This window comes from Aeromonas sp. R10-1 (assembly GCF_040908465.1).
In the GTDB taxonomy this organism is placed as follows: domain Bacteria; phylum Pseudomonadota; class Gammaproteobacteria; order Enterobacterales; family Aeromonadaceae; genus Aeromonas; species Aeromonas caviae.
The window spans coordinates 34,409-49,810 of sequence record NZ_JBFODT010000023.1 but is presented as its reverse complement, the minus strand read 5'-3'; the positions used below and the strand labels follow the sequence as shown (position 1 = coordinate 49,810).

General features: G+C 62.8%; 14 protein-coding genes. 7 read left to right on the top strand and 7 right to left on the bottom strand.

The window, feature by feature from the left end:
• Positions 1-27 precede the first annotated feature (27 nt).
• The 3 genes from AB5Y93_RS10615 (at position 28) to AB5Y93_RS10605 (ending at position 1,280) form a co-directional block, all read left to right on the top strand.
• Complete coding sequence (locus AB5Y93_RS10615; RefSeq protein ID WP_139737037.1) at positions 28-528, top strand: thioredoxin family protein; 501 nt, start codon at positions 28-30, stop codon at positions 526-528.
• 128 nt (positions 529-656) lie between these two features.
• A complete protein-coding gene (locus tag AB5Y93_RS10610) occupies positions 657-848 on the top strand; it encodes a glutathione S-transferase N-terminal domain-containing protein (protein WP_368229308.1) in 192 nt (63 codons plus the stop codon).
• 264 nt (positions 849-1,112) lie between these two features.
• Positions 1,113-1,280 carry a hypothetical protein gene (locus AB5Y93_RS10605; protein ID WP_368229307.1) on the top strand — a complete coding sequence of 56 codons (168 nt, stop codon included), beginning with the start codon at positions 1,113-1,115 and terminating at the stop codon, positions 1,278-1,280.
• A 72-nt stretch (positions 1,281-1,352) separates the two neighbouring features.
• Here the strand turns inward: AB5Y93_RS10605 and maiA are convergent, their stop codons facing one another.
• The 6 genes from maiA to AB5Y93_RS10575 all read right to left on the bottom strand — a co-directional run bounded on the left by maiA (position 1,353) and on the right by AB5Y93_RS10575 (position 6,899).
• On the bottom strand, positions 1,353-1,991 hold the full coding sequence (gene maiA, locus AB5Y93_RS10600; RefSeq protein ID WP_010675120.1) for a maleylacetoacetate isomerase: 639 nt from the start codon (positions 1,989-1,991) through the stop codon (positions 1,353-1,355).
• A 69-nt stretch (positions 1,992-2,060) separates the two neighbouring features.
• Entirely contained in the window at positions 2,061-3,059 is a 999-nt protein-coding gene (locus tag AB5Y93_RS10595; RefSeq protein WP_368229306.1) for a fumarylacetoacetate hydrolase family protein, read from the bottom strand.
• A gap of 10 nt (positions 3,060-3,069) precedes the next feature.
• Positions 3,070-4,218 (bottom strand): homogentisate 1,2-dioxygenase, encoded by a 1,149-nt coding sequence (locus AB5Y93_RS10590; protein WP_368229305.1) that lies wholly within the window; start codon positions 4,216-4,218, stop codon positions 3,070-3,072.
• On the bottom strand, positions 4,211-5,365 hold the full coding sequence (gene hppD, locus AB5Y93_RS10585; protein ID WP_368229304.1) for a 4-hydroxyphenylpyruvate dioxygenase: 1,155 nt from the start codon (positions 5,363-5,365) through the stop codon (positions 4,211-4,213). The genes AB5Y93_RS10590 and hppD overlap by 8 nt, the downstream gene beginning before the upstream one ends.
• A 239-nt stretch (positions 5,366-5,604) precedes the next feature.
• On the bottom strand, positions 5,605-6,258 hold the full coding sequence (locus tag AB5Y93_RS10580) for an HAD family hydrolase (protein ID WP_368229303.1): 654 nt from the start codon (positions 6,256-6,258) through the stop codon (positions 5,605-5,607).
• Complete coding sequence (locus tag AB5Y93_RS10575; protein WP_029314720.1) at positions 6,255-6,899, bottom strand: TIGR01621 family pseudouridine synthase; 645 nt, start codon at positions 6,897-6,899, stop codon at positions 6,255-6,257. The genes AB5Y93_RS10580 and AB5Y93_RS10575 overlap by 4 nt, the downstream gene beginning before the upstream one ends.
• 88 nt (positions 6,900-6,987) lie before the next feature.
• On the opposite strand from AB5Y93_RS10575, the gene AB5Y93_RS10570 reads away from it, so the two are divergent.
• Positions 6,988-8,580 (top strand): ABC transporter substrate-binding protein, encoded by a 1,593-nt coding sequence (locus tag AB5Y93_RS10570; RefSeq protein ID WP_368229302.1) that lies wholly within the window; start codon positions 6,988-6,990, stop codon positions 8,578-8,580.
• Between the two features lie 101 nt (positions 8,581-8,681).
• Here AB5Y93_RS10570 and AB5Y93_RS10565 read toward each other — a convergent pair whose 3' ends face one another.
• Positions 8,682-10,235 (bottom strand): PAS domain-containing methyl-accepting chemotaxis protein, encoded by a 1,554-nt coding sequence (locus tag AB5Y93_RS10565; RefSeq protein WP_214005645.1) that lies wholly within the window; start codon positions 10,233-10,235, stop codon positions 8,682-8,684.
• Positions 10,236-10,617: 382 nt separating this feature from the next.
• Between AB5Y93_RS10565 and prpB the strand changes: the two genes are divergently transcribed.
• The 3 genes from prpB (at position 10,618) to acnD (ending at position 15,357) form a co-directional block, all read left to right on the top strand.
• Positions 10,618-11,517, top strand: coding sequence for a methylisocitrate lyase (prpB, locus tag AB5Y93_RS10560; protein WP_368229301.1), 900 nt, complete (start codon positions 10,618-10,620; stop codon positions 11,515-11,517).
• A gap of 64 nt (positions 11,518-11,581) precedes the next feature.
• Positions 11,582-12,739, top strand: coding sequence for a 2-methylcitrate synthase (gene prpC / locus AB5Y93_RS10555; protein ID WP_368229300.1), 1,158 nt, complete (start codon positions 11,582-11,584; stop codon positions 12,737-12,739).
• The gene (acnD, locus tag AB5Y93_RS10550; protein WP_368229299.1) at positions 12,739-15,357 is read left to right on the top strand and encodes a Fe/S-dependent 2-methylisocitrate dehydratase AcnD; all 2,619 of its coding nucleotides are present in this window, start codon (positions 12,739-12,741) and stop codon (positions 15,355-15,357) included. The genes prpC and acnD overlap by 1 nt, the downstream gene beginning before the upstream one ends.
• The last annotated feature ends 45 nt before the right edge of the window (positions 15,358-15,402 follow it).

The following is a 15,402-nucleotide window of genomic DNA, read 5'->3' as shown; positions in this document are numbered from 1 at the left end:
AAAGATAACGACACAAGGAAGAGACCCATGAAACGACTGTTACTGCCCCTTATGCTGGGCTCCCTGCTGTTCAATGGCACCGCCTGCGCGGGCGACCACCTCTGGAGTCAGAGCCTGCCCGATTACAGCCAGGGTTATGACGAGACGCGGGATCCGGCCCGCGATCTCGCCGCCGCTACCGCCAAGGCCAGTGCCGAGGGCAAGAAAGTCCTGCTGCTGGTGGGGGGCGAATGGTGCAGTTGGTGCCAGGAGATGAACCAGTTTCTGGACCGTGAACCCGATCTCGCCGGCCAGCTCAACCGCACCTTCGTGGTGGTCAAGGTGAACGTCAGCGAACAGAACAAGAATGAATCCTTCCTGAAAGCCTATCCCGAGTATCTGGGGGTGCCCCACTTCTACGTGCTGGATGCAAAGGGCAAGCTGCTCGAGTCCTTCAACACCGGGCTGCTGGAGAAGGGGAAGAGTTACGACGGGGAGAAACTCGGCAAATTTATCGCCTATTTCCAGCCCAGGACCACCCACGGCTGACTCGCCAGTCAATAAAACAGAGCCCCGCACGGTCAGTGACAGTGCAGGGCACTGATGGCTACGCAAACAGGGAAGTGGCATGTCTGCGACAAACAGGCCATCCATCACCCCGGACAAGGACGAAAAAGATGTTGCGAATACTGGGCAAGGCGTCGTCAATCAATGTGCGCAAGGTACTGTGGACCTGCGCCGAACTCGCCCTCCCCTTCGAGCTGGAGGAGTGGGGATCCGGCTTCAAACCCACGGACACCCCGGCGTTTCTGGCGCTCAACCCCAATGCCATGGTGCCCGTCATTCAGGATGAGGATTTTACGCTGTGAGAGTCGAACACCATCATCCGCTACCTGGCGACGCGCCATGGTGCCAATGCACTCTATCCCGCCGAGGCGAGAGCCAGGGCTCGGGTCGATCAATGGATTGACTGGCAGGCATCGGACTTGAACACCGCCTGGCGCTACGCCTTCCTGTCGCTGGTGAGGCGCTCCCCCCAGCATCAAGACCATCAGGCCCTTCACGCAGCTTGCCTGCAGTGGTCTCACTGCATGGAGATCCTGGAGAGACAGCTTCAAACAACCGGAGGATATGTGGCCGGTCCGCACTTCTCGCTGGCAGACATTCCCATCGGGCTGTCAGTCAACCGCTGGCTGGAGACGCCCTATGATCGCCCGTCGCTACCCGCCGTGGACGACTACTACCAGCGACTGAAAGAGCGGCCGGGGTTTCGACGCTATGGGGCCAATGGCACGCCCTGAGGCGAGCAAGATAACCCGGGCAAGGAAAGAGACGGCAGACCGGGCCAACGCGCTGGCCCGGTCTGCACAGCTTCAGGGCTGGGCATCCGGCTGATTGGCGGGGGCGGCCTTGATAAAGGCCTGCAACTGCTCGCAGTTGGCGACGATGCGCGCAATGGTGGGGTAGTCATCCAGGGTCATGTCGAAGCGGCGGGCGTTGTAGACCTGGGGCACCAGCATGCAGTCCGCCAGGGTGACCTCGTTGCCCACGCAATAGATGCCGGCGGTGGTCATGAGAAGCTGCTCCAGCGCGGTGAAGGTCTCGTCTATCCAGTGGCGATACCAGGCATCCCGCGCCATCTTGCTCTGCCCCAACTCCTGCTCCAGGTAGTGCAGCACGCGCAGGTTGTTGAGGGGATGGGTGTCACAGGCGATCATGTTGACTATCTGGCGCACCCGGGCACGTTCGATGGGGGCGGAGGGCATCAGGGGGTAGGCGGGATAGGTCTCGTCGAGGTACTCCATGATGGCCACCGACTGACCCAGATGCACGTCATCGTCCACGAGAAACGGCACCAGCCCCTGGGGATTGACTCGGCGGTAGGCCTTCTCCTTCTGCTCACCCTGCCGCAAGTTGACCGGGTGCTGCTCATAATCGAGCCCCTTGAGTTGCAGTACCAAACGCACGCGAAAGCTGGCCGATGAGCGCCAATATCCAAACAACTGCAGCATAGTGTGTCCCTGTGGTGGCAGGTGTCTGCCACCTGCCGTGTCGCCCGCCCCTCCCGGGGTCGGGCTCTCCTAGCTCGCCCGCTCGGCCGTTGCTTGCGTGACCCGCTGCAAAATGGTGCCAAACAGACTCATCCCGTTGCGATCCTGCATCGCGATGGACACTGTATCACCAAAGCGCAGAAAGGGTGTAGTGGCTTGACCTGACTCGATAATTTCCAGCATCCGCCGCTCGGCAAGGCAGGAGGATCCCCGGCTTCTGTCGTAGTTGGAGACGGTGCCCGAGCCGATGATGCAGCCCGCCCCGAGCGGCCTTGTCTTGGCGGCATGGGCAATCAGCTCATCAAAGTTGAAGGTCATGTCCACCCCGGCGTCGGGCTGCCCGAACAGGGCGCCGTTGAGGTGGGTCACCAGGGGCAGGTGGACCTTGCCATCGCGCCAGTCATCCCCCAGCTCGTCCGGGGTGATGGCCACCGGCGAGAAGCTGCTGGAGGGCTTGGACTGGAAGAAGCCGAAGCCCTTGGCAAGCTCCCCCGGGATGAGGTTGCGCAGGCTCACGTCGTTGACCAGCATCAAGAGCTTGATGTGGCTCGCCGCCCCCTGCGAACGGGTGCCCATGGGCACGTCGTCGGTGATGACGGCCACTTCCGACTCAAAATCGATCCCCCACTCCTCGGAGCCCATCACGATGGGGCCACGGGGCGGCAGGAAGCTGTCAGAGCCTCCCTGATACATCAGGGGATCGTGCCAGAAGCTCTCAGGCATCTCGGCGCCGCGCGCCTTGCGCACCAGCGCCACGTGATTGACGTAGGCACTGCCGTCAATCCACTGGTAGGCGCGGGGCAGCGGGGAGAGGCACGCCTCCTCATCGAAGGGGAAGGCGTCGGGGCAGGCGCCCTCGTTGAGTCGCTGATAAACCTTGGCCAATTGCGGCGCCACTTCTCCCCACTGGTCGAGGGCCGACTGCAGGGTCGGGGCGATGGTCGTCACATGGACGGCGCGCGCCAGATCGCGGCTCACCACCACCAGGGCGCCGTCGCGCTTGCCATTGTTCAGGGTTGCCAGTTTCATATCGAATTCCTTATTTGCCGAGCGTCTCTGGACGCTGCCAGCTGGTGACATAACCGGGGTGTTCGACCCCTTCGCAGATCGGGCCGACGGCCAGGGCATCCCGGGTGTCGAGCATCACCGCCACCTCGTCGGTGAAGGTCTTGGCATGGGCCTGCCCCGCCGCAAAGGCCTTGGGATGGGGACCATGGGTGAAGCCGGCAGGGTGGAAGGTGACCATGCCCCACTTGATGTTGTCCCGGCTGAAGAAGTCCCCGGCGTGGTAGAAGAGCACCTCGTCGAAGTCGTCGTTGCTGTGGTAGAAGGGCACCCGCAGGGCACCTGGGTCACTCTCGATGGGACGCGGCACGAAGGTGCAGATGACAAAACGGCTCGCCACGAAGGTGGTGTGGGCCGAGGGAGGCAGGTGGTAGCGGTGGCTCATCAGCGGGCGGATGTCCCGCCAGTTGAGGCGCACCACGCACAAGTCCCCGTGCCACCCTTGTGCATCCAGCGGGTTGAACGGCCAGGTGACGACCGAGACCTGATCGTGGCGCTTGATCTGCAGCGACCAGGGGTTTTCATCCTGCTGGGCCAGGAAGCGCTCATTGATGGCGGGCACGTCCAGGGCCGCCGGATCGAAGATGGCGTGATTGCCCACCAGTCCCTTGTCCGGCAGCTGATAACTGTCTTCCGTCGCCTCGATCATCAGGATGAAGAGGGGCGCGGTGGGCTCGATGCGCCACATGGTGCCACGGGGGATCACCACATAGTCACCATCTCTCAAGATGAGGTGCCCGTAGTCGCAGTAAAACTCACCGCTCCCCTCGTGAATGAACAGGAGCTCGTCGCCATCGGCGTTTCGCACCAGAAACGGCATGGGCTCATGCAGGCGCCAGATGCGGTAGCGGCAGTGGGGGTTGCTGAGCAGATCCGGCATCACCCAGGGGGAGAGAGAGCTCACCTCCTCCTGCAGATCGTTTAAGTCAAACGCCCGTGGCCGAAGCGGCCCCTCCCAGTGGCTCCAGTCGGTGGGGGCATGCTTGTGATGCATGTGGGTGGCGGGACCGAAGAAGCCCGAGCGCCCCAGCTCGCGCTCATAGATGGCCTGCTCCGGCAGATCGGCATGGGCCTGGCGGGAGTGGATTCCCTCCCGATGGGGGAAGCTTATCCAGTTACGCATCGCTCGGTTCTCCGTTTTTCTGGCCCTGCGCGGCACTGTTCACCTCCCCTTGCGTGGATCCGTCCAGCACGCCACGGCGGATCTGATCCAGCTCGATGGATTCGAACAGTGCCTGGAAGTTGCCCTCACCAAAGCCCTCGTTGCCCTTGCGCTGGATGATCTCGAAGAACACGGGCCCGATGACGGTGTCGGTGAAGATCTGCAGCAGGATGCCGTCCTTCGTCGGCGAGCCGTCGATGAGGATGCGCAGCGTCTTCAGCGCGGCCAGATCCTCCTGATGACCCGCCACCCGGCTGTCCACCTTCTCGTAGTAGGTGTCCGGCGTCGGCATGAAGCCGGTTCTCCGCCCTCTGAGCGTGCGGATGGTGTGATAGATGTCGGCAGAGGCGAGCGCGATGTGCTGGATCCCCTCCCCCTTGTACTGGCGCAGGTACTCCTCTATCTGGGACTTGTCGTCCGCCGACTCGTTGATGGGAATGCGAATTTTGCCGCAAGGGGCCGTCATGGCGCGCGAGTGCAATCCGGTCAACTTGCCCTCGATGTCGAAGTAGCGGATTTCCCGGAAGTTGCCGATCCGCTCGTAGAAATTCGACCAGAGGTTCATGTTGCCGCGATGGACATTGTGGGTCAGGTGGTCGATCTCATAGAGCCCCGCGTCCACCTCGGCCATGCGGGCCTGCCAGTCGGGGTAGAAGATAAAGTCCACGTCATAGATGGAGCCCCGATCGCCATAGCGATCGACAAAGGAGAGGGTGCTCTCACCGATGCCGTAGATGGCGGGGATGTTGAGCTCCATGGGCCCTATCTTGCCGACAAACGGCTTGGCCCCCTGGCCGATGGCGTACTGCTGGGCACGGCCGGCATCGCTCACCCGAAACGCCATGCCGCACACGCTCGGACCATGGGCCCGGGCAAACTCCTCCGCCTGGGAGTGGGGCTCGGCATTGACCACGAAGTTGATGTCCCCCTGGCGATAGAGCCAGCACTGCTTGTGCCTGTGCTTGGCCACTTCGGCAAAGCCCAGTGAGACGAACAGCGCCTTGAGGGCCGCAATGCCCTTGAGATCCGGCGCCGTGTACTCGACAAACTCAAACCCGTCGGTGCCAAGGGGGTTGATGGTGTGAGTACGGGAAGAAGGGGTGGTCATGATGCGCTCCTTGCGATGAACTGATAACGAAACGGTTCACGCCGCAAGGGCTCGACAGGCAGCCCGCACGGCATTGTTAACAACTTGTTTCATTAGAGTGGCGAGCGCAGGGAATGAGAAGGGGCGGCGTTCAGATAGTTTGGCGGGGATCCGCGCCCAAAAATGTAAATGAAATGTGACATAGCAGCCCCAACCTTGCACTGCGCTCGTTAGCGTCCCGCAAGGCTGTCAGCTTTGCCTTACAGCGACCAATAACGGGGTTCGATATGGGGCAGCACCGCCCTCGCCTTTAGCAATCGAGTCCTTTGCGGGTTGATGAGCCAGGCCTGCTCCCCCAACGCCAGCAGGGGCAGATCGTGCAGGCTGTCACTCAGGGTGAGTGCGGCCTCCAGGGTCAGGAGCTCGGGCAGCAGCTTGTGCCTGCCATGGCAATAGAAGCGCGGCACCAGGCCGCCGAAACGGTAACCCATCCGCGAGCCGATGATGCGGTGAGGGAGCCTTGGCAGTTGACGATGGAGCTGGGCACAGACCAGGGCGCGGGGACTGGCGGAGATGACCCAGCAGCGGTACCCCTCCCCCGTCAGGAGGGCTCGCGCCTCCCGATACAGGCCGGGCCGGGTCAGGCTGTACTGCCGTATCAGGGCGCGCCAGGCCAGGGGGGATAGCCCGAAGGTGATGGCCCACCAGATGAGTGCAATGCCGCGACTGCGCTGACCTGGCAGCAGATAGATCACGGCACCGAACGCCATCAGTGGCCACAGCAGCAGCGGCCAGAGACGGCGGCGCAAGATGAAACGCAGCAACCCCGCATGGCTGTCATCCGGCGCCAGGGTGTCATCGAAGTCGGCCAGGATCCAGCCGCGGGCTGGGACTCTCGCGGTTGCAGCGCTCATTCGGTGATCTCTGCGATGGCGGCATGCAACTCGGGCAGGAGGAACAGCGCTCCTTCATCGGGCGGACAGACGAGATCGAAGCTCTCACCTGCCAGGGTGAAGGCGAGGCGCCAGGCGTGCAGATAACCGCGATCCGCCGCCGTGCCGCCGTAACGCTCATCTCCGAGGATGGGGGCTCCCACGCTCTTCAAGGCCACCCGGATCTGGTGGGTCTTGCCGGTCCGGGGCTTGATGCGATAAAGGCGCAGCCCCTCGCGCACCGAAACGGAGTCGAACCAGCTGATGGCCGGGTTATCCTGGGTGCGGCTCAGCATCCAGCTGCCGCCTCGCCCTTTCTCCATGTCACCCTTCACCCAGCCCTGCTTCTTCTTCGGCTTGCGATCGGAGAGTGCCAGATACTGCTTGCTCACTTCCCGCGCCGCGAAAGCCATGCTGAGGGCGCGATTCGCTTCGGCGGTGCGGGCCAGCAGCACCAGCCCAGAGGTCATCTTGTCCAGTCGATGGACCGGATAGAGGTCAAGACCGGTATCCATTCTGACCCGATTGACGAGACCCGGCTCGCCGGCATCATCGTGCATGCCAATGCCCGGACGCTTGTTGATCACCATGAAATCTTTGTGCTGCAATTGTATCCGGTACATGTATAACCCTTTAGAATGTTACTTGTTAACAACTTGAATGCAGGCCTGCAGGCCATCTTCATGGACCCTCAGCACAAGAATCGCACGAATGAAAAAATGCCTGTTTTGGCTGTTGTTGCTTGGCATCACTTGCTTCTCGCCCCTCCAGGCCAGTGAACGGACACGTGAGCTGCCGGAGAAGGTGGTATTGCAGTTGCGCTGGCTGCATCAGCCCCAGTTTGTGGGCTATCACATGGCCAAGGCCAAGGGGTATTACGCCGACGCCGGTCTGGATGTCGAGATAAGGCCAGGTGGCAAGGGAATAAGTCCGGTTCAGGAGGTGCTGGCCGGACGCGCCGACTTTGGCGTCGGCAACACCGAGGTGCTGACCCACTACGCCCAGGGCAAGCCACTGCTGGCGCTGGCCAGCGTCTACCAGCACTCTCCCTCCATCTTCCTGGCACGTCGCGACAGCGGCATTCTCACCGTTGCGGACATGCGTGGCAAACGGATCATGATGTTTCCGGGTCATCAGGATGCCGAACTGCTGGCCACCCTCTACTATCAGGGGCTTCACGAGCGCCAGCTCATCCCGGTACCCACTTCGGTCAACATCGACGATCTGATCGCCGGCCGGATAGACATCTTCAACGCCTATCTGAGCAATGAGCCCTTCTATCTGGAAGAGCGCGGCATCTCGGTGTCCGTCATCAACCCTCGCAACTACGGCATCGATTTCTACAGCGACATTCTCTTCACCACCCAGGCACAGGAGCGGCTCAATCCGGAGCGGGTGGCACGTTTTCGTGCAGCCAGCCTCAAGGGATGGCGCTATGCCCTCACCCACCCCGAGGAAGCCATCACCCTGCTGCGCACGGAGTATGGCGTCAACCGCAGCCAGGCCCACATGGAATACGAGTTGCAGATGAGCAAGGAGATGATCCAGCCGCTCTATGTGGAGATCGGGTATATGAATCCGGATCGCTTCGCTCACATCATGCAGCAGCTGGTGGAGATAGGCCTCCTTGCCAAACCGGTCTCCCTGACCCGTTTTCTCTATCAGGTTCCCTCAGAACAGTGGAGCTTCTGGCGTCCATGGTTCCTGCTGAGCCTGGGTGTTGGTGGTCTCATCCTGCTGCTCTCCCTCTATCTTCTGATGAGCAACAAGCGGCTCAACCAGGAAGTGGCCCTGCGCAAGCAGCGAGAGCAGGAGATACTGCAACTGGCCCGCCTCGATCCCCTTACCGGGCTGCCCAATCGCCTGAGCCTGATGGAGCAGTTGAAACACCAGGTGCAAAGCGACAATCCGGGCTGCCTGCTGTTTTGCGATCTCAATGACTTCAAGCGCATCAACGACAACTTCGGCCACAGCCAGGGGGATGCCATCCTCTGCCAGCTGGCCCGACGGATCCACGACGCCATCGGCCACCAGTGCTATTTTGCCCGCTTGGCGGGGGACGAGTTCATCCTGCTGCTGCCGGGCTACGATATCCGTCAGGCAGAGGAGGTCACCGCCGTGATCCGCCAGGCCATGCAGGCCCCCTTCGTGGTCAATGACCAGCCGATGCAGGTGGGCATCAGCATCGGCGTCAGCCACTACCAGCATGACTGGAGCCCGGAGCAGTGGCTCATCCAGGCCGACAGGGCCATGTATTGTGACAAGGGCGGCCGCGTCATCACGCTGGCGGAGCAGTCCGGCTGACTGGTTCATCTCCCGGCACACAGAGCCGATACCCCCATGAAACCAATAAACAGGAAGGCCACGCCAGGGGTGGCCTTCCTGCATTGCATGAGTCTGACCTCTTACCCGAAGGTCTGCCCCAGGGATTTGAGCTGGCGAGCCTTGGTGAGCAGGATGTCGCTCGAAGCGTCCATGTCCTGCATCTTGTTGCTGTTGGTGTGGGAGTGCTGGGAGATGGCGTTGACGTTGCGGCTGATGTCCTCCACCACCGCCTGCTGCTCCTCTGCCGCCGTCGAGATCTGGGCCGAGAGGTCCACCACCCGTTCTATTTCCGCCAGCACCTGATGCAGGCTCTCTGATCCCTGGCGGGTCAGGGTCACGCAGGATTGGGTCTGTTGCAGGTTCTGCTGCATCATGCCCTTCCAGCCGTTCAGGGTACGCTGGATCTGGCCTATGCTGCTCTGGATCTGCTCGGTCGCCTTGTGGGTGCGCGTGGAGAGGGTTCGCACCTCGTCCGCCACCACCGCAAAGCCTCGCCCCTGCTCCCCTGCCCGCGCAGCCTCGATGGCGGCGTTGAGCGCCAGCAGATTGGTCTGATCCGCAATGCCCTGGATCTCGCTCATCAGCACACCGATGCGGTCCGACTCCTCCGCCAGTGCCACGGCGGCCGTGAAGGCATGCTCTGCCTGGGTGGCCAGCTCCGTCACCCTGTGCTGGGTATCTTCCAGCTGTTGATCGGTATTTTGACAGTGCGCCTTGGCCTGGGCTATCTGGTTATCCGTCTCAAGGATATTGCGGGCAATCTCGTGGGCTGTCGCCGCCATCTCGGTGATGGCCGTCGCCACCTGCTGGGTCTGGACATCCTGTTCGGCGATGTCGGCGCTTGCCTCGCTGGAGGCTGTTTTCAGATGCACCGCGAGATCCTGCAGGGAGAGGGTCGCATCGTCCACTCGTCCAAGGACGGTGCGGATCCTGGCCTGCAACAGCTTGATGTGGAAGTCTGCAATGGCACTGGCATCCTCCCCCGAATAGATGAGCCGGGTCAGGCTGTCATATTCGTCCGCGAGCTGTCGCAGATAACGGGGGGTAGTGATGAGGGTGTCACGATAGATCAGGGCCAGCCACAAGAGAGGCAACAGGGTGAACAACGGCCCCCAGGGCCCCATCAGATAGCCCCCCCCCGCCAGCATCAGCAAGACACCGACGATGGCCAGCCCGTGGCGCATCGGGCGCAGGCTCAATCCGCCCTTTCGCTCCCCCCGCTCCACGCTCTTCAATCTGGCATAGGTGCGCCCGGCCACGGCTTTCATCTCCGGCGCGGCGCGACTGCGGACCGACTGGTAGCCATTGATCCGCCCCTGCTCGAAGATAGGGGTGACATAAGCATCCACCCAATAGTAACGCCCATCCTTGCAGCGGTTTTTCACCATGCCGCGCCAGGGTTTGCCCTGCTTGAGCTTGCCCCAGAGGTCAGCAAAGGCGGCCTTGGGCATGTCCGGGTGGCGAACCATGTTGTGGTGCTGGCCGATGAGCTCGGCCCGGCTGTACCCCGCTACCCGGCAGAAGTGATCATTGGCGTAGGTGATCACACCCTGCAGGTCCGTAGTGGAGACCAGCTGTTCATTGGCAGGAAAATCCACCTCTTCGTCGATGAGATGAACCTGGCTTTTCTTCATGGCGCACACCCCTTGTTTGATCACCCACTGAGCGTAGCCAAACGCCTACGGGCAAGCAACGCAGAGACCCAGTCGGGGAGGATGGCTGAGACACAATTTGCATCCTGTTTGACGCCGCGCAAGATTTTGACCCCAAAAGACCAGGTTTGGCCAAAAAACACTCGGCATTTTCCCAGGTTCACCTCTCTCCCACACGATGCATCACACCAAAAAATGGTTCCAACGAGTCTGTGTTACTGGTGTTACCAGGGGCCCGTCAGGGGAGAGCACACTTGATACGACCTTGGACCTAAGCATAATTGACGTTAACGTAAACGTAGTGTGAGATGATGCCGTTCACCCTACACATCCAGCAGACACGCACCCCATGAAAGGAGTCACCATGTCCAACCTCTCCCCCTCGGCCGGCAAGCGTTTTCGCACGGCCCTGGCCAACGAAAAGCCCCTGCAGATAGTCGGCACCATCAATGCCTACATGGCGCTGATGGCCGAGCGCAGCGGCTTCCAGGCCCTCTATCTCTCCGGCGCCGGGGTGGCGAACGCCTCCTATGGCCTGCCGGATCTCGGCATGACTTCCATGAATGACGTGCTCATCGATGCCGAACGCATCACGGCTGCCACCCAGGTGCCACTCCTGGTGGACATCGACACCGGCTGGGGGGGCGCCTTCAACATCGCCCGCACCATCCGCGCCTTCGAGCGCGGCGGTGTGGCCGCCGTCCACATGGAAGATCAGGTGGCCCAGAAGCGTTGCGGCCACAGGCCCAACAAGGCCGTGGTCAGCGTCACCGAGATGGTGGACAGGATCAAGGCCGCGGTGGATGCCCGCCAGGACGAGAGTTTCGTCATCATGGCCCGCACCGACGCCCTGGCGGTGGAAGGGCTGGGCTCGGCCCTGGAGCGCGCCGCCGCCTATGTGGAGGCGGGCGCCGACATGATCTTCGCCGAAGCGGTCACCGAGCTGGATCAGTACTATCGCTTCAGGCAGGCGGCCGGGGTGCCGATCCTCGCCAACATGACCGAGTTCGGCAAGACCGAGCTGTTTGACAAGGAGGCGCTCGCCGCCCATGGCGTGGACATGGTGCTCTACCCCCTGAGCGCCGCCCGCGCCGCCAACCAGGCCGCCCTCAACGTCTATCAGACGCTTCGCCGCGACGGCCACCAGCGCGCCGTGGTCGACACCATGCAGACCCGGGAGTCCCTCTACGATTTTCTCGGTTACCACCACTACGAGCAGACCCTGGACAGGCTGTTCACCCAGGATCTTTCGACCAAGGAATAAGACGGCGACCGGCCGCCTTATGCTGGCGGCTGGCGCATCAACGGACTGAATGAGGAAACATGTGATGAGCGCCCTGCCCGAAACCACCGGCTTCAAGCCGAAGAAATCCGTCGCCCTTTCCGGCACCGCCGCCGGCAATACCGCTCTGTGCACCGTGGGCCTCAGCGGCAACGATCTGCACTACCGTGGCTACGACATCCTGGACGTAGCCACCAGCTGCGAGTTTGAAGAGATAGCCCACCTGCTGGTGCACGGCCACCTGCCCAATGTGGCGGAGCTCGCCGCCTACAAGGCCAAGCTCAAGGCCCTGCGCGGCCTGCCCACCGGGGTCAGGACCGCCCTGGAGCAGTTGCCTCCCTCCGCCCACCCCATGGACGTGATGCGCACCGCCGTCTCCGTGCTGGGGTGCCTGTCGCCGGAGAAGGACGATCACAACCACCCGGGCGCCCGCGACATCGCCGACAAGCTGATGGCCTGTCTCGGCTCCGTGTTGCTCTACTGGTACCACTTCAGTCACAACGGTAAACGCATCCATGTGGAGACCGACGACGACTCCATCGGCGGCCACTTCCTGCACCTGCTGCACGGGCACAAGCCACGCGACTCCTGGGTTCGCGCCATGCACACCTCCCTCATCCTCTACGCCGAGCACGAGTTCAACGCCTCCACCTTCACCGGCCGCGTCATCGCAGGCACCGGTTCGGACATGTTCTCCTGCATCACGGGGGCCATCGGCGCCCTGCGCGGGCCCAAACACGGCGGTGCCAACGAGGTGGCTTTCGAGATCCAGAAGCGCTACGAGAATCCGGACGAGGCGGAGGCCGACATTCGTGCCCGCATCGAGAAGAAGGAGGTGGTCATCGGCTTCGGCCACCCGGTCTACACCGTCTCCGATCCCCGCAACAAGGTGATCAAGGAGGTGGCCCGCGCCCTCAGCCAGGAGCAGCACAACACCAAGATGTTCGACATCGCCGAGCGGCTGGAGTCCACCATGTGGGAGGCCAAGAAGATGTTCCCGAACCTCGACTGGTTCAGCGCCGTCAGCTACCACATGATGGGGGTGCCCACCGCCATGTTCACCCCGCTGTTCGTCATCGCCCGCACCTCAGGCTGGTCCGCCCATGTCATCGAGCAGCGCATCGACGGCAAGATCATCCGCCCGAGCGCCAACTACGTCGGCCCGGAAAATCTCAGGTTCGTGCCGCTCAAGGAGCGCAAGTGATGATAAACACGCAATATCGCAAGCCCCTGCCCGGCACGGCGCTCGACTACTTCGATGCCAGGGAGGCGGTCAACGCCATCGCCCCCGGCGCCTGGGACAGGCTCTCCTACACCGCCCGCGTCCACGCCGAGAACCTGGTTCGCAAATGCGATCCGGCCATCCTCGGCGAGTGCCTCGGCCAGATAGTGCACAACAAGCGCGATCGCGACTTCCCCTGGTTCCCGGCGCGGGTGGTGTGTCACGACATCCTGGGTCAGACCGCCCTGGTGGACCTCGCGGGCCTTCGCGACGCCATCGCCGAGCAGGGGGGAGATCCCGCCCAGGTCAACCCCGTGGTGCCGGTGCAGCTCATCGTCGACCATTCCCTCGCCGTGGAGTGCGGCGGCTTTGACCCCCAGGCGTTCGAGAAGAATCGCGCCATCGAGGATCGCCGCAACGAGGATCGCTTCCACTTCATCAACTGGACCAAGCAGGCGTTCAAGAACATCGAGGTGATCCCGCCCGGCAACGGCATCATGCACCAGATCAACCTGGAGAAGATGTCCCCCGTCATCCACGCCGATCGCGGTCTGGCCTACCCGGATACCTGCGTCGGCACCGACAGCCACACCCCCCACGTGGATGCCCTCGGCGTCATCGCGGTGGGGGTGGGTGGGCTGGAAGCCGAGAACGTGATGCTGGGGCGCGCCTCCTGGATGCGGCTGCCTTCGATCGTCGGCGTGGAGCTCTCCGGCAAGCCGCAACCCGGCATCACCGCCACGGACCTGGTGCTGTCGCTCACCGAATTCCTGCGCCAGCAGAAGGTAGTCGGCGCCTACCTGGAGTTTCGTGGCGAGGGCGCCGCCGCCCTCACCCTCGGCGATCGGGCCACCATCTCCAACATGGCGCCGGAGTATGGTGCTACCGCGGCCATGTTCTTCATCGACCAGCAGACCCTCGACTACCTCAAGCTCACCGGCCGTGACGACGAGCAGGTCAGGCTGGTGGAAACCTATGCCAGGGAGGCCGGTCTCTGGGCCGATGCCCTGGCGGGCGCCCAGTACGAGCGGGTGCTGCACTTTGACTTGTCGAGCGTGGTGCGCACCCTGGCCGGCCCCTCCAACCCCCATCGCCGCCTGCCGGTGACCGAACTTGCCACGCAGGGCATCGCGGTGGATCTGGACAAGGCCCGCGCCCAGGAGGCGGATGGCCTCTTGCCCGATGGCGCCGTCATCATCGCCGCCATCACCAGTTGCACCAACACCAGCAACCCGCGCAACGTGATTGCCGCAGGCCTCCTGGCCCGCAATGCCAACAAACTCGGTCTGGTGCGCAAGCCCTGGGTCAAGTCGTCCCTGGCCCCCGGATCCAAGACAGTCGCGCTTTACCTGAAAGAGGCGGGGCTGATGGATGAGCTGGCACAGCTCGGCTTCGGCGTCGTGGCGTTTGCCTGCACCACCTGCAACGGCATGTCCGGTGCCCTGGATCCCGCCATCCAGCAGGAGATCATCGAGCGGGACCTCTACGCCACGGCGGTGCTGTCGGGCAATCGCAACTTCGACGGCCGCATCCATCCCTATGCCAAGCAGGCGTTTCTCGCCTCGCCACCCCTGGTGGTGGCCTACGCCATCGCCGGCACCATCCGTTTCGACATTGAAAAAGATGTGCTGGGGGTGGTGGACGGCAAGGAAATTCGCCTCAAAGACATCTGGCCGTCGGATGAAGAGATCGACGCCGTGGTCAAGGCGTCGGTCAAGCCGTCCCAGTTCCGCCAGGTCTATATCCCCATGTTCACCCAGGAAGAGGATCAGGGTCCCAAGGTGACGCCCCTGTACGACTGGCGTCCGCAGAGCACCTATATCCGTCGCCCGCCTTACTGGGAGGGGGCACTGGCGGGCGAGCGCACCCTGCGCGGCATGCAGCCCCTGGCGCTGTTGCCGGACAACATCACCACAGACCACCTCTCCCCTTCCAACGCCATCCTGCCCGGCAGCGCGGCGGGGGAATACCTGGCGAAGATGGGCCTGCCGGAGGAGGACTTCAACTCCTACGCCACCCACCGCGGCGATCATCTGACCGCCCAGCGCGCCACCTTCGCCAACCCCCAGCTAGTCAACGAGATGGCGGTGGTGAACGGCATGGTGCAGAAGGGCTCCTTGGCCCGGGTCGAGCCGGAAGGCCGGGTGATGCGGATGTGGGAAGCCATCGAAACCTACATGGCGCGCAAGCAGCCGCTCATCATCGTCGCCGGCGCCGACTACGGTCAGGGCTCGTCCCGTGACTGGGCGGCCAAGGGGGTGCGGCTGGCGGGGGTGGAGGTGATCGCGGCGGAAGGCTTCGAGCGCATTCACCGCACCAACCTCATCGGCATGGGGGTGTTGCCGCTCGAGTTCAAACCGGGCACCACCCGCCTCACGTTGAGCCTCGATGGCACCGAGACCTATGACGTGGTGGGGGAGCGCCAGCCGCGCACCGATCTCACTCTGGTGATCCGCCGTCGCAGCGGCGAAGTGATCCAGGTGCCCATGACCTGCCGCCTCGACACCGCCGAGGAGGTCTCGGTCTATGAGGCAGGCGGCGTGCTGCAACGCTTCGCCCAGGATTTCCTGGCGTCGACCGCGCAAAAGGCCGCAAGCTAAATCGCAACCCCGCCCCTTTGAAAAAGGGGGAGGCATAAGGCACCC

What these genes read in the sequence shown, in the direction of transcription:
- AB5Y93_RS10615 (WP_139737037.1), top strand. Translation starts at nt 28, where the DNA reads ATGAAACGACTGTTACTGCCCCTTATGCTGGGCTCCCTGCTGTTCAAT.
- AB5Y93_RS10610 (WP_368229308.1), top strand. Translation starts at nt 657, where the DNA reads ATGTTGCGAATACTGGGCAAGGCGTCGTCAATCAATGTGCGCAAGGTA.
- maiA (WP_010675120.1), bottom strand. Translation starts at nt 1,991, where the DNA reads ATGCTGCAGTTGTTTGGATATTGGCGCTCATCGGCCAGCTTTCGCGTG.
- AB5Y93_RS10595 (WP_368229306.1), bottom strand. Translation starts at nt 3,059, where the DNA reads ATGAAACTGGCAACCCTGAACAATGGCAAGCGCGACGGCGCCCTGGTG.
- AB5Y93_RS10590 (WP_368229305.1), bottom strand. Translation starts at nt 4,218, where the DNA reads ATGCGTAACTGGATAAGCTTCCCCCATCGGGAGGGAATCCACTCCCGC.
- hppD (WP_368229304.1), bottom strand. Translation starts at nt 5,365, where the DNA reads ATGACCACCCCTTCTTCCCGTACTCACACCATCAACCCCCTTGGCACC.
- AB5Y93_RS10580 (WP_368229303.1), bottom strand. Translation starts at nt 6,258, where the DNA reads ATGAGCGCTGCAACCGCGAGAGTCCCAGCCCGCGGCTGGATCCTGGCC.
- AB5Y93_RS10575 (WP_029314720.1), bottom strand. Translation starts at nt 6,899, where the DNA reads ATGTACCGGATACAATTGCAGCACAAAGATTTCATGGTGATCAACAAG.
- AB5Y93_RS10570 (WP_368229302.1), top strand. Translation starts at nt 6,988, where the DNA reads ATGAAAAAATGCCTGTTTTGGCTGTTGTTGCTTGGCATCACTTGCTTC.
- AB5Y93_RS10565 (WP_214005645.1), bottom strand. Translation starts at nt 10,235, where the DNA reads ATGAAGAAAAGCCAGGTTCATCTCATCGACGAAGAGGTGGATTTTCCT.
- prpB (WP_368229301.1), top strand. Translation starts at nt 10,618, where the DNA reads ATGTCCAACCTCTCCCCCTCGGCCGGCAAGCGTTTTCGCACGGCCCTG.
- prpC (WP_368229300.1), top strand. Translation starts at nt 11,582, where the DNA reads ATGAGCGCCCTGCCCGAAACCACCGGCTTCAAGCCGAAGAAATCCGTC.
- acnD (WP_368229299.1), top strand. Translation starts at nt 12,739, where the DNA reads ATGATAAACACGCAATATCGCAAGCCCCTGCCCGGCACGGCGCTCGAC.